We start from the raw sequence: 13,060 nt of genomic DNA, 5'->3' as shown, positions 1-13,060 counted from the left end.
TCACGCAAATCCTGATAAATCGGGTCATTTTGCGCAAATGATCGTGAGTCTGCCGACTCCGTCAAGCGATTTCTTGGTTAGCCAATGGATAACAGACAGGATTCAACGAAAAAATCATGTGGAATTCCGGAATCTTAGCTCAATTGTCAGCTGACAATGGCGGCGGTGCCCGCACCCGTCGATGCCAGACGCTAACGCAGTTGCCGACTCACCGGAAAACAACATCCACTGCTTGAGCACGTCGGACCAGACAATCCGTTTCTCATTTATAGGCAGATGAACGGCACAGGCTTTCGGTTTCCATCCCGCGGACAGGTTCGTTGCCGGCGGACTTGTCATTTGTGTCCTGGGTTGCGGCATCGCGCCGTGGCTGCGCAAGGCCGAGCATTTGTTCCAGACGGCCAGCATTGAGCGGAGCGCTTATTCCCTTGAAATTCATGATCCATCTTTCGTCTGCGCATCGATTGCGTGAAGCCTTGGAGATAAGCGCAATTTGAAGCCGCCGAGAACCGCCAGCCGGCGTTATCACCATCTTTTCCAAGCACGCGCGAAGGGGAGGGGAGAGCCCCATCTTCAAGCGCCGATCCGAAACGCGACCTTTGGCGGCGACGCTCGCCGCTCGGGTCTCTTCCCCGCGCAAGGATAGAAGAGTGGCGCGCAGGAGCGGCCTGACATGCGAAAGGCCCATCTTATCGGCACCGGCGAACTGGGCTATCTCGGATCATGCGGCATCGCCAGAATTTGGAGACTGCGATTTGGGTTTTACCACAGGCAAGGGTGCTGCTGCGGACCAACGGGGGAGGGGACCCGCAGCCCGAATTTTCGTGCCGATCGAAGTCAGGGAGATACTGGGAGCGGCTGGCGTCAAGGGGTTCCGGTTCGTTGGTACGGACATCCGATAATCGCCAGGCCAGGTCGATGGCACCAGTCTAGTAACATGCCGGGTTGAGCGCGAACAGGGTTGCAGACATCCCAGGCTGTCATCAACCGCCACGATGAATACAGCGCATGCTAGGCGAATCAGGTTTCGGCGAGTATCATCGACAGTGCTCGCAGCAATCGTACCGAGATATTGCTGACGTTATTGGGTAGCCTGGGCAACCAGATCTCACCTCCAAGTTGGCAAAGCCGCCGTCTTCTAGCGGAACTTATTGGCGAGTTCGCTTCCGTCCACGGAATTCCTTCTTGTTTACCTGCTATTTACCATAACGCGGCACGCCGGCGGCAAAACCCCATCGCGGATCGCAAGCATCGCGGCCGATCCAGCGTTCCTTACGTAGAGTGGCGCGAGGCAGGCATTCCACTATCGCACCTTCGTGCCCTCGCGATTGGTAAAGTGCGCATTGCCCAACCCCGTGCCTATGGTCAGCACAGCCCATCTCGACACGTCGCTCATAAAAGGGATCTGCGACAATCCCTGCACGACTGCATCGTTGTGCATCATCACGAATGTGCTGTCGTCGCCGATCTCAGGAATGGCCTTCATCAGTGCGGCGGGAAGGTTGAAACTGTCGCTCTCCCAGTTTCCGCCCGGCAGGTTTTGTCCGCCACGTTCGATTGAACCATCGGCTTTGATGATGCCGGGGCATGCGATCCCGATGATCGGCGCTGGCTTGAGATTGGCCTTCTCGGCCTTGCCGATCAGATCCCGCAACATCGCCGCCAACCTTTCGATCGTGGCGGTGCGGCTTGGCTCATCGTCGGCATGACGCCAGATGGTGGATTCCCAGACGCTTGCATCCGCGAAATTCGGCACGTCGTCCTTTCCGAATTTAACGACGCCGGCGCGAACGTTCGTGCCGCCGATATCAACGGCGAGGATCGCCTCGTGGCCCTTGAACATCCAGCGCGGCATCAGGTGGATCGCACCGATCAGTCCGGCCTCATCGGGGTGATGTACGATCGGCACGACTTCGACGTCGACGCCGGCCGCTTTAAGAATGACCATGGTCCTGGCGATTGTCAGTTCGCCAAAGTGGCTCCGACGAAAGCCGCCGCCAACGACGATGCGTTCTGTCTTTCCCCAGCCTTTGTCTTTCAGAAACTTTGCTATCACATCGGCAAAGTCTTGCGCAAAATCCTCCACTGCCCCCATGACCAACGCCGCCGCCGCCAAATCATCGCCCTTCAAAATAGCGTCGATTTTTTTCTTGGAGAGTTTCTCCGTCGCGGTCTTGCCGATCGGGTCGTCTCCAACCTTGCGGATGCGTTTTCTCCAATCGTCGAGCTTTTGTTGGAACGTCTTTTTGTTGGCGTTGTCGCCAACGAAGCCATCCTTGTCACGCAGTTCGTTATTGTAATCGTCGATCGCTACCAATGGCAGGTTTAAAGCGCCATGTGCCAACGGGGCATTGATCTCATCACGGGGATCGGAACTGCTTTTGGCCATCAATGTACCTTCTACGGCGCGAGTGCTCGAACGGGCGGCGAGATACAACGCGAACTATCCTCTGGATGTTCCGGACTCTGAAAAATCACCTTGCCCTTGCCGGTTGGCGACCTAGCTTCAATGATTGCAGAGTTTGGAGAATGCCGTGCAGGACGATGCCGCTACACAGGAAATGCTTTCACTGGTCTTGGAGGAACCGGACCGCTGGGCAATGTTTCTCGATATCGACGGAACGCTGCTCAATCTTGCACCCACACCGGATGCGATAGAGGTTCCAGAGGCGCTTCCTGGACAACTTCATCGCCTGTCGAACAAGCTCGGCGGCGCCTTGGCGCTGGTCACCGGACGGTCTCTTGCTTATGCAGACGCGCTGTTCAAACCCTTTGCATTTCCGACAGCAGGCCTGCACGGCGCCGAAATCAGGAACGCCGCCGGAATGCAGACGCTCGAGGCGACACCTGAGTTTCAGGCGTTGAAACATGCGCTGACCGCTGAAGCCGAGCACTACCCTGGCGTCCTGATCGAGGACAAGGGCGCGGCCGTTGCCGCCCACTACCGGCTGGCGCCGGAATATGAAAAGGTGCTCGAAGACCGCATGCACCACTATGCGGAGCTAGCCGGGCCGAACTGGGCATTGCAGCTCGGCAAGATGGTGTTCGAGCTGCGTCCGGCACGGTCGAGCAAGGGCGATGCGCTGGAGCGGTTCTTCCAGTCCGACCCGTTCAAGAACCGCTGCCCGATTACCATCGGCGATGATCTGACCGACGAGTTGATGTTTGCGATCGCTAATGCGCGCGGCGGCGTTTCCGTGCGTGTCGGCGCGATCGGCGCCCCGAGCTGCGCCACGAGCCGGCTGTCCTCCTCTGCATTGGTTAGAAACGTCATTGCTGCCTTGGCCGCCTGAGGTACGCCGTTGGACGATGTGCATGCGGGTTGCTGTCGTCTTTACACCGGCTGCGCAGTGTCAATTGTCAAAAAAGTATCGGTTTTACCCGGGAATCGTGGTGGCGGGCACGACACGAGACCATTACACTCTCCTTAACAATAAAGCCAAAAAGGGAATTTGGCGGACGGCCTGGAACAGTCCTTGGAGGAGGAAACAATGGAACCCGACTTGGAAGTGGTTCAGATCCGGCCCGGCGAATCTTTCGCGACGAAGGCGCATGGCTATCCCTACCATACGGTTCGCTGGCATTTTCATCCGGAAGACGAACTTCATCTCGTCGTGGCGACGACGGGACGCTATTTCGTCGGCGACTTCATCGGCGAATTTGAACCGGGCAACCTTGTGCTTGCCGGACCTAATCTTCCCCATAACTGGATCAGCGATGTCCCGAAAGGATCGAGCATTCCGCTTCGATGCCAGCTCATCCAGTTCAGCGAGAATTTCATCAGCGGTACTATGAAGGTGCTGGCCGAACTCGGGCCCTTCGATCCGGTTCTTGAAGCCTCGCGGCGCGGCGTGCTCTTCGGCGCCGATACCAGCCGGCAGGTGGCTCCCCTGATGAACGAGGTGCAGCAGGCACACGGTGTGCGTCGTATCGAGCTGTTCATGATGATCGTCGGCCTGCTCAGCCGGGCGCAGGATTCCCAGCTTCTCGCCAGCCCGAGCTATCTGCCCGATCCATCTGGCTACATGTCTGCCGGCATCAACAAGGCGCTCGCCTATATCAGAGAGAACCTGACGAAATCCTTCGACGAAGCCGATCTGGCGACGATTGCTGACCAGTCGACCGGCGCCTTTTCGCGCGCATTCCGCCGCCATACCGGCATGTCGCTGGTACAGTATGTGAAACGCCTGCGCATCAATCTCGCCTGCCAGATCCTGATGAGCGATGACCACGCATCGATCACCGATATCTGCTTCGAGGTCGGCTTCAACAATCTGTCCAACTTCAACCGACAGTTTCTCGCGGAAAAGGGCATGACGCCTTCTCGCTTCAGGCGGTTGTTGGGCGACAATATCAACGTGGCAAAGGCGGCCTAGAGGAGCCGAACGAGCACGTCCAAAGGACGAGGGAGGACGAGGAGGAGGAACCAATACTGACACTGACTTGAACGGGGGCACGCGATGAGCGGCTGCCGATTGGAAATGCTTGTCCTCAAAAACGTCAAACCGCCGGGGCAGGCGCGACCGTTCCTTCAGCCGAACGGCCACAGCAGAACAGTGCGATCACACACAATTTTTTCAACGGGAGGAGATGGAAATGATGAAATTCTCAACAAAGGCGGCAGGCGCCGCGGTATTTGTCCTGTCCTTGCTTGGTGGTACTTCCGCCTTTGCGCAAACCGCCGTTGCGGATGCGACAGTGGCATTCCTCATGCCCGACCAGGGATCGACCCGCTACGAGGAGCACGACCACCCGGGCTTCGTCGCGGAAATGAAGAAGCTTTGTGCGTCGTGCAAGGTTCTCTATCAGAACGCCGATGCCGATATCGCAAAACAACAGCAACAGTTCAATTCGGCCATCACGCAAGGCGCCAAGGTCATCGTGCTGGACCCGGTGGATTCGGCGGCCGCCGCATCGCTCGTCCAGCTTGCACAGAGCCAGGGTGTCAAGGTCATTGCCTATGACCGTCCGATCCCGAAAGGCAAGGCCGATTTCTACGTCTCCTTCGACAACAAGGCGATCGGCAAGGCAATTGCGGAATCGCTCGTCCAGCATCTGAAGGCGCAGAACGTGCCGACCGATGGCGGCGGCATCCTGCAGATCAATGGTTCGCCGACCGATGCGGCTGCCGGGCTGATCAAGGACGGCATTCACGAGGGTCTGGCGAGCGGCGGTTACAAGACGCTTGCCGAATTTGACACGCCGAACTGGCAGCCCGCGAACGCCCAGCAATGGGCGGGCGGCCAGATCACCCGTTTCGGCAAACAGATCGTCGGCGTGGTCGCTGCCAATGACGGCACTGGGGGTGGCGCCATCGCAGCCTTCAAGGCAGCAGGTGTCGATCCGGTGCCGCCGGTCACCGGCAATGATGCGACGATCGCGGCACTACAGCTGATCATCGCAGGGGATCAGTACAATACGATTTCAAAGCCGAGCGAAATCGTCGCCGCTGCCGCTGCCGACGTCGCCGTGAAGCTTCTGGCCGGAGAAACGATCAAGGCCGAAATGACGCTCTACGACACGCCGGCGCAGCTCTTCGTCCCTGCCGTCGTTACTGCTGAAAACCTCAAGGCCGAGATCATCGACAAGAAGATCAACACCGCCGAGGAACTGTGCACCGGCCGCTATGCCGACGGCTGCAAGAAGCTCGGCATCACCAAGTAATAGAGCCAAGGGAATGCGCGGCCGGACCACCGGTCGCGCTTCCGATTTTTCCTTTTTCGAAAGGCCAGGCGATGTCTGAAACCTCTCATACTCCTGACCCTTCCCGTCAGCCTGTCCTCAGTCTGCGTGGAATATCGAAGAACTTCGGGGCAGTGTCGGCGCTCACCGATATCGACCTCGACGTGTATGCCGGCGAGGTGGTGGCGCTGGTGGGCGACAACGGCGCTGGCAAATCGACGCTGGTCAAGATCCTGGCCGGTGTGCACCAGCCAAGCTCGGGCACGATCCTGTTCGAGGGCAAGCCGGTGAATCTGCCGAGCCCAAGTGCAGCTCTCGGGCTCGGCATTGCAACAGTGTTCCAGGATCTGGCACTTTGCGAAAATCTCGACGTCGTTGCCAACATCTTTCTCGGCAAGGAGCTCAGCCCCTATCAGCTCGATGAGGTCGCCATGGAGATCCGCGCCTGGCAACTCTTGAACGAGCTTTCGGCCCGCATTCCAAGTGTGCGCGAACCCGTCGCCTCACTGTCCGGCGGACAGCGCCAGACAGTGGCGATCGCCCGATCGCTGCTGCTCGAGCCAAAACTGATCATGCTCGACGAGCCCACAGCTGCGCTGGGCGTTGCCCAGACCGCCGAAGTGCTCGACCTCATCGAACGCGTGCGGGAGCGCGGCCTCGCTGTCATCATGATCAGCCACAACATGGAGGATGTGCGCGCCGTTGCCGATCGCATTGTCGTCCTTCGCCTCGGTCGCAACAATGGCACCATGCTGCCCGACGCATCCAACGAGCAGCTCGTCAGCGCCATCACCGGTGCATCCAACAATTCCGTCTCCCGCCGCGCGTCGCGCCGCCAGGCGCAAAGCCAACCGAACGAGGAGGGCAGGCCATGATGAAGTCCATCGAGAATGATCCGGCGGCACCGGCGCTGCTCGACCGACGTGATGAGAGAGTGCGTCATGACGATAGTTTCGGCGGCTCGATCCAGGCCTTTTGGGATCGCGTCCGCTCCGGCGATCTCGGTTCACTGCCGGTCATTGTCGGCCTGGCGATCATCTGGACGGTGTTCCAGGCGCTCAATCCGGTGTTTCTCTCCAGCAGCAACCTCGTCAACATGCTGTTCGACTGCTCGACGGTCGGCGTCATCTCGCTGGGTATCGTCTGTATCCTGATGGTGGGTGAGATCGACCTTTCCGTCGGCTCCGTCAGCGGCTTCGCCTCGGCGTTGGTCGGCGTCTTCTGGGTCAACCAGGGTTGGCCAGTGGTCTTGGCAGTCCTCGCCGCCATGATTGTCGGCGCCCTGATCGGCTCGCTCTACGCGTTTGTCTTCAACCGCTTCGGCATGCCGAGTTTCGTGTCCACCCTGTCCGGGCTGCTCGCGGTTCTCGGCCTGCAGCTCTATATCCTCGGAGCGACCGGTTCGATCAATCTTCCCTATGGTTCCTGGCTCGTGAGTTTCGGCCAGATCATGGTCATGCCGGACCCGATCGCTTATCTGCTGGTGGCACTTGCCGGCATTGCATTCTTCTTCGCCAGCTATCGAACCTCGGCGCGCCGGCGGGCGGCCGGCCTGTCGGCGAAATCGGCCCGTGGGCTGCTTCTGCGCGCCGTCATCATCACATTCGCCCTTGAAGCTGTCGCGTTCTATCTCAACCAGTCGCGCGGCATTCCGTGGATGTTCGGCCTTTTCGTCGGGCTCACCACCGCCATGAATTATGCGCTGACGCGCACCAAATGGGGACGCTCGATGCATGCCGTCGGCGGCAACAGGGAAGCGGCCCGCCGCTCGGGCATCAACGTCTCGCGCATCTATACGAGCGCGTTCGTCATGTGCGCTCTGCTTGCGGCAACCGGCGGCGTTCTCTCCGCCGCACGGCTGGCGACGGCAAGTCAGCAGGCCGGCACCGGCGATGTCAATCTCAACGCTATCGCCGCAGCAGTCATCGGCGGCACGAGCCTGTTCGGCGGGCGCGGCAGTGCCTATTCAGCCCTTCTCGGCATCATCGTCATTCAGTCGATTGCCAGCGGGCTGACGCTTCTCGATCTGTCATCGTCACTTCGATACATGATCACCGGCGCTGTCCTTGCCGTCGCCGTCATCGTCGACTCGCTGGCACGCCGCTCGCGAATTTCGCACGGCCGAGCCTAAAGCAACTGAGAAAACAGAGGAAGAAAATGGGACAGGATCTGTCTGGAAAAGTCGCGGCCGTCACCGGAGCGGCGTCGGGTATCGGCCTGGAATGCGCCAAGGCTTTGCTTGCCGCCGGCGTTCGGGTGGTGCTGGTCGACCGTAACGAGGAAGCGTTGCGGGAAATCTGCTCGAAACTCGACGCCAACGCCATTCCCTTGGTCATCGATCTCACCGATCCGAAAAGCGTCGAACGGATGATGCCTGAGATACTGGAAAAAACCGGCCAACTGGATATCTTCCACGCCAATGCCGGCTCTTATATCGGCGGCGAAGTGCTGGGCGGAGATCCTGATGCCTGGGACCGGATGCTCAATCTGAACATCAACGCCGCATTCCGTTCGGTGCATGCCGTCCTGCCGCATATGGTCGAGCGCAAGACCGGGGATATCATCCTGACGAGTTCCGTTGCCGGCATGATCCCTGTCGTCTGGGAGCCGATCTACACCGCCTCGAAACACGCGGTCCAGGCATTCGTCCATACGTTGAGGCGGCAGGTGGCCAAGCATGGCTTGCGCGTCGGCGCCGTCGCTCCAGGCCCAGTCGTCACCGCCCTTCTCAGCGATTGGCCACAGGAGAAGTTGGACGAGGCACTCGCAGCCGGCGGCCTGATGGAGGCGAACGAAGTGGCCGAAGCCGTGCTCTTCATGCTGACGCGCCCACGCAACATTACGATCCGCGATCTCGTCATCCTGCCGCAGAGCGCCGACATCTGACGAAAGTGCATCCGTCTTCAACACTCGCGAACCCACTCAAGAGGAAACGGCCATGATCTTCGACAGATTTCGCCTGAACGGACAGGTGGCGCTGGTGACCGGCGGCACGCGCGGCATCGGGCTTGCCATCGCCGAGGCGCTCGGCGAGGCGGGCGCCAAAGTCATCATCACGGGCAGAACCCGCAATCTGGCCGCGGAAGACCAGCTCTCCAGGGCCGGCGTCGATTGCGATTTCATCGCCGTCGACCTGATGAAGGAAAGCGCTGCCGACGAACTCGTCGCTGAGACTCTTTCGCGGGCGGGGCGGCTCGACATCCTCGTCAACAATGCCGGCATCGCCATTCACGGCGACAGCGGCGAATTCTCCGATGCCATCTGGCGCGAAATCATGACGGTCAACGTCGACGCCGTCTTTCGCGCCTGCCGCGCCGCATTAGCACCGATGCGGCGCCAAGGCGGCGGCGCCATCCTCAATATCGGCTCGATATCGGGCATCGTGTCCAACATTCCCCAGAACCAGGTCGCCTATAACACCTCGAAGGCGGCGGTCCACATGATGACGAAGAGCCTCGCCAGCGAGGTTGCCGCTGAAAACATCCGCGTCAACGCCATCGCCCCCGGCTATATCGAGACCGATCTGTCGCGCGGCGGCATCGACAATCCCGACTGGTTCCCGACCTGGCGCAGCATGACCCCGATGGGACGCGTCGGGCAGCCGGAGGAGGTGGCGGGTGCCGCATTGTTCCTCTGCTCGGCGGCAGCAAGTTATGTCACCGGCGAAGTGCTGGTTATCGACGGCGGTTATACAACGCGCTGAAACCCGAAGACGGGGAGGGCGGCTCGCAGCCGCTTGGTTGGTGCGAGCCGCCGATTATCCTCCGCGCGCGATGTTCTGATTGTGACACAGATGCAGACACTTCGCGGCTATCGGGGCCTTATCGTCTCACGCTCGCGCGCAGTCCGAAAACCGCTCCCGTTTTTCGGCATCGTGCTCTAATTTAGGCAATCCAGCATCCACTGGACGCCAAAGCGATCGGTGAGCTTACCATAATAGCTTCCCCATGGCTGGACGGCGAGTGGTGTCGTGATCTTGCCGCCCTCGGCCAGCCGTGCAAAGAGGCTGGCGGTACTGTCGCGGTCTTCCATGATCAGCATGTGGGCGGAGCCTCGCATCGGCTCGGCGTCATGATTGTCCGAAGCGAAGAAAAGAACGTCGGGTCCTTCGAAGCGGGCATGCATCACCTTCCCGCGCATGGCTTCTGGGGCAGCGGACATTCCGTCTGCATCGTGCCGCTTCAATTGCGTGACTTGGCCAAGCCCGCATTCGGTGTAGAAAGCAAGCGCTTGCTCGCAGCCGTTGGCGAAGAACAAGTAGTTGGCAAGCTGCATGGCTTCACTCCCGTACCGTTCCGGACCATGACGCCTCAGTGTCCGCGCCCCGGCGCAGCGGGTCCGGGGCTTTTGCGCATTCCACAGTCATTGCGTCGCGCCACCTTGGATAGCGGCGACAAGATCGGCATTGCTATAGCTGCGGCCGGCGATGCCCCACGCCCCCTCGGGCGCGTAGATGATGTTCGACCATATGTGTTCTCGCCTGAGCCGGCCCTCGGCGGCTTGTTCGACGACGTCGGCTGCTTTTTCGAAGAAGGCCTGCCTGGTCTCTGCACTTACCAGCGCAATCTCAGGCAGCTTGAGTTCGATGAAAGCCGCAGCGATCGGCTTTCCCGCAGCAAGCACATGCTCGCGCGGCAGCACGTTGATGGTGCCGATGACATTGGCCGTCATGAAAGTGTTGCCGGTCAAGCCCGCGGCATCAAGCAACGCGTCTGTCAATCCGGCAAAAGCCTGCGCCTGGCCCTCCAGCGAGAGCAGGCCTTCAGGTACGGTGAGCGTGATGGGCATCGGATTGTCTCCCTGTTTGAACCATGACCGTTTTTGATATATACCGATCGCTCTTTATTCATACACATCGATCACTCTCTTAGCAAGACATAAAGAGTGCTCGCTCTTAAAAAGGACGGACATGCGCTACAGTGCCGAGCATAAGCAGGAGACCCGAACGCGGGTCATTGCCGCGGCTGGACGGGTTTTCAGACAGGAAGGCTATGGCGGCGCGGGCATCGATGCATTGACCAAGGCGGCAGGCGTGACCAACGGCGCCTTCTACGGACATTTCAAGTCCAAGGGGGAAGCCTTTCGAACCGCCGTGCTAACCGGCCTAGAAGAGCTGCGGCAAGGAATTGCGGGGTTAAAGGCCAGTCAACCGAAAGACTGGCTGGCGACATTCGTCGGCTACTATCTCGGCTATAAAAGAACCTGCGATCTGGGTGAGAGCTGCGCTCTGCCGAGCCTTTCCCCCGACGTGGTGCGCGCAGACGATGAAACACGAAGCGCCTATACGGTGGAACTCAAACGTCTCATCGAGGAAATTGCGGTCGGCTTGCCCGAGGGTGAGGTATCGGGTCAACCTCAAACGCGCCGGGAAGACCAGGCGATCTTGCTGCTCGCCATGCTCAGTGGCGGTGTGACCCTCGCCCGCGCTGCTTCCGACCCGGCGCTGTCCAAACGCATTGCAGACGTCATCGCGAAGGCTGCGCTGACGGCGATAGACCCTGGAAACTGATCCCTCCCACAGGGCAGCGCGGGCTTGAAATCCGTGGAGGGGGTCTCGAAGACAAATCGCGGCTCGGCGTCGAGAAGCGCAGTCAGTTCCGCCGCACATCGCTTCGGCGCGACCTCAGCCAGATAAAATTTGCAAAGGTATGGTGATTTCGAACTCGGTACCGGCGCCGGTCGCTCGCAGCAGGCGGATCGTGCCACCATGGGAGCTCAGCATGGCGCCGACGATACTGAGGCCCATACCGGTGCCACCCTGTTCGCGGCGCGTTGAGTAAAACGGCTGAAAGATGCGTTGGCGATTTACCTCGGAGATACCGCTGCCGTCGTCACGGACAAGAATGACGGCAGTTCGGGCGTCGGTCGATACTCTGATTTCCAACAGCGTGGCGCCGTGCTGAAGAGCGTTGTCGGCAAGATTGGCAAAGACGATGCCGGCTGCTTCCTGGGGAAGAGCAACCGATATTTCCGTATCACCTGAGCCGGAAACACGGAGGGCGGGAAACCGTCCGCGCAGTGAGGATAAAATGTCGGTGACGCTGCTTTTGCCTTCGGCCACGGGCGTTTCCGCCTGGGCAAGCTCCCTTAGCCGCTGCAACAACGCGTCGAGCCGGACGGCATCGGCGACGATGTTGTCGAGAAAGTGCAAACGCTGCACCTTCGTCATCGGCTTTTCGGCATCATCGTCACGCAGAAGCTCCGCCGCGCCGCGGATCGCCGTCAGCGGCGATTTCAGTTCATGGGAGACATGGGCGGCAAAGGAACGCACGTATTCGGTGCGATCGACCAGTTTTCCGGCAAGATCAAGGAAGCTTTGCGACAGCACAGCGATCTCGCGCGTTCCATAGCTTTCCAGCGGCCGGATTGCTCCCTTGCCGCCGCGGGCGATCTCTTCCGTTCGGGCGATCAAAGCGTCGATAGGCCCTGTGATGGTGCGCGTCAGCACATAAGCAACGCCGAGCGTCAGCATGAAGACGACGGCGAGGGCGCCGATTTCCGCCGGCGCCATCCGGTTCGAACTCGCTTCCACGGCGCGAAACCAGATGACGATCAGGATTGGCAGCGCCATGACCGCGAGAAGCACGACGTAGACAATCAGCGCCAGTGTCGGCCGCCATTTCGTCCTGACTTTCGGTGCCGACATCAGGCCTTCCTCCCGATTTCACGGCCGAGTTTGAAGCCGATGCCGTGAACGGTTGCGATAATCCCCTGGCCGCCGGCCACCAGGAACTTGGCCCGGATGTTGCGGATATGGCTGTCAATCGTCCGGTCAGCAACATAGGTACCGGCGCCATAGGCCGCTTCCATCAGTTGTTCGCGGCTGAAGACCATATCGGGGCGTGACAACAATGCGTCCAGGATTGCGAATTCAAGCGCGGTCATTGCGATGGTGTTCTCGCCAAACATGACCGTCCTGCCGCGGCGATCCAGGCTGAGCTCACCGGCGACAAGGGTGGCGTGGCGTCTGTCAGGCTCTGCCCCATTGCTGCTGCGCTTCAAAATCGCCTTGACCCTGGCCACGAGTTCGCGCGGGCTGAACGGTTTGGTGACATAATCGTCTCCACCTATTTCGAGCCCCAGTATCCTGTCGATCTCCTCGTCACGCGCCGAAAGAAACAGGATCGGCAATCCCGACGTCTTGCGGATCTGGCGACAGACTTCAAGACCGTCCATCTCGGGCATGCCGATATCGAGGATGATGAGATCGATGTTGCCACGGCGGAAGGCCGCCATCGCCTCGGTGCCGTTGCGGGCTGCCATCCAGGCCAGGCCAGCGCGCTCAAGGGCGAAGCAGATCACGTCGCGGATGTGAGGTTCGTCATCGACGACGAGAATGCGGGGCGCCATCACCGGTCCTGCGTTGATATGTCGTGCC

The 13,060-nt window shown here is 59.9% G+C and carries 14 protein-coding genes; 8 read left to right on the top strand and 6 right to left on the bottom strand.

Features of this window, described 5'->3' with window-relative positions; translation table 11 throughout:
* Positions 1–262: 262 nt before the first annotated feature.
* Both AC25BC_RS35955 and AC25BC_RS35950 read right to left on the bottom strand, forming a co-directional pair.
* A complete protein-coding gene (locus AC25BC_RS35955) occupies positions 263–439 on the bottom strand; it encodes a hypothetical protein (protein ID WP_164902772.1) in 177 nt (58 codons plus the stop codon).
* Positions 440–1,303: 864 nt separating this feature from the next.
* Positions 1,304–2,389, bottom strand: a complete 1,086-nt coding sequence (locus AC25BC_RS35950) for an ROK family protein (RefSeq protein WP_012760602.1) — start codon at positions 2,387–2,389, stop codon at positions 1,304–1,306.
* Between the two features lie 124 nt (positions 2,390–2,513).
* On the opposite strand from AC25BC_RS35950, the gene otsB reads away from it, so the two are divergent.
* The 7 genes from otsB to AC25BC_RS35915 all read left to right on the top strand — a co-directional run bounded on the left by otsB (position 2,514) and on the right by AC25BC_RS35915 (position 9,385).
* A complete protein-coding gene (otsB, locus tag AC25BC_RS35945) occupies positions 2,514–3,293 on the top strand; it encodes a trehalose-phosphatase (protein ID WP_487778602.1) in 780 nt (259 codons plus the stop codon).
* A gap of 198 nt (positions 3,294–3,491) precedes the next feature.
* Entirely contained in the window at positions 3,492–4,376 is an 885-nt protein-coding gene (locus AC25BC_RS35940) for a helix-turn-helix domain-containing protein (RefSeq protein WP_128438893.1), read from the top strand.
* Positions 4,377–4,590: 214 nt separating this feature from the next.
* On the top strand, positions 4,591–5,664 hold the full coding sequence (locus tag AC25BC_RS35935; protein ID WP_017997565.1) for an ABC transporter substrate-binding protein: 1,074 nt from the start codon (positions 4,591–4,593) through the stop codon (positions 5,662–5,664).
* Between the two features lie 71 nt (positions 5,665–5,735).
* The gene (locus AC25BC_RS35930) at positions 5,736–6,557 is read left to right on the top strand and encodes an ATP-binding cassette domain-containing protein (RefSeq protein ID WP_128438894.1); all 822 of its coding nucleotides are present in this window, start codon (positions 5,736–5,738) and stop codon (positions 6,555–6,557) included.
* Positions 6,554–7,813 carry a sugar ABC transporter permease gene (locus AC25BC_RS35925; RefSeq protein WP_113544800.1) on the top strand — a complete coding sequence of 420 codons (1,260 nt, stop codon included), beginning with the start codon at positions 6,554–6,556 and terminating at the stop codon, positions 7,811–7,813. The genes AC25BC_RS35930 and AC25BC_RS35925 overlap by 4 nt, the downstream gene beginning before the upstream one ends.
* Positions 7,814–7,839: 26 nt before the next feature.
* Entirely contained in the window at positions 7,840–8,568 is a 729-nt protein-coding gene (locus tag AC25BC_RS35920) for an SDR family oxidoreductase (RefSeq protein ID WP_003555218.1), read from the top strand.
* Between the two features lie 52 nt (positions 8,569–8,620).
* The gene (locus AC25BC_RS35915) at positions 8,621–9,385 is read left to right on the top strand and encodes an SDR family NAD(P)-dependent oxidoreductase (protein WP_128438895.1); all 765 of its coding nucleotides are present in this window, start codon (positions 8,621–8,623) and stop codon (positions 9,383–9,385) included.
* Between the two features lie 176 nt (positions 9,386–9,561).
* Here AC25BC_RS35915 and AC25BC_RS35910 read toward each other — a convergent pair whose 3' ends face one another.
* Entirely contained in the window at positions 9,562–9,957 is a 396-nt protein-coding gene (locus AC25BC_RS35910) for a VOC family protein (RefSeq protein WP_128406758.1), read from the bottom strand.
* Between the two features lie 87 nt (positions 9,958–10,044).
* Positions 10,045–10,470, bottom strand: a complete 426-nt coding sequence (locus tag AC25BC_RS35905; protein WP_003555213.1) for a hypothetical protein — start codon at positions 10,468–10,470, stop codon at positions 10,045–10,047.
* A gap of 121 nt (positions 10,471–10,591) precedes the next feature.
* On the opposite strand from AC25BC_RS35905, the gene AC25BC_RS35900 reads away from it, so the two are divergent.
* On the top strand, positions 10,592–11,191 hold the full coding sequence (locus tag AC25BC_RS35900; RefSeq protein ID WP_003555211.1) for a TetR/AcrR family transcriptional regulator: 600 nt from the start codon (positions 10,592–10,594) through the stop codon (positions 11,189–11,191).
* Positions 11,192–11,305: 114 nt separating this feature from the next.
* Here the strand turns inward: AC25BC_RS35900 and AC25BC_RS35895 are convergent, their stop codons facing one another.
* Positions 11,306–12,328: a sensor histidine kinase gene (locus tag AC25BC_RS35895; RefSeq protein ID WP_003555209.1), complete on the bottom strand. Its 1,023-nt coding sequence runs from the start codon at positions 12,326–12,328 to the stop codon at positions 11,306–11,308.
* The gene (locus tag AC25BC_RS35890; protein WP_003555207.1) at positions 12,328–13,032 is read right to left on the bottom strand and encodes a response regulator transcription factor; all 705 of its coding nucleotides are present in this window, start codon (positions 13,030–13,032) and stop codon (positions 12,328–12,330) included. Before AC25BC_RS35890 ends, AC25BC_RS35895 begins: the two co-directional genes overlap by 1 nt.
* Positions 13,033–13,060 lie beyond the last annotated feature (28 nt).

This window comes from Rhizobium sp. WSM409 (assembly GCF_057653825.1).
Note: the sequence above shows the minus strand (reverse complement) of the source record. Positions and strands in the feature narration are given on the sequence as shown.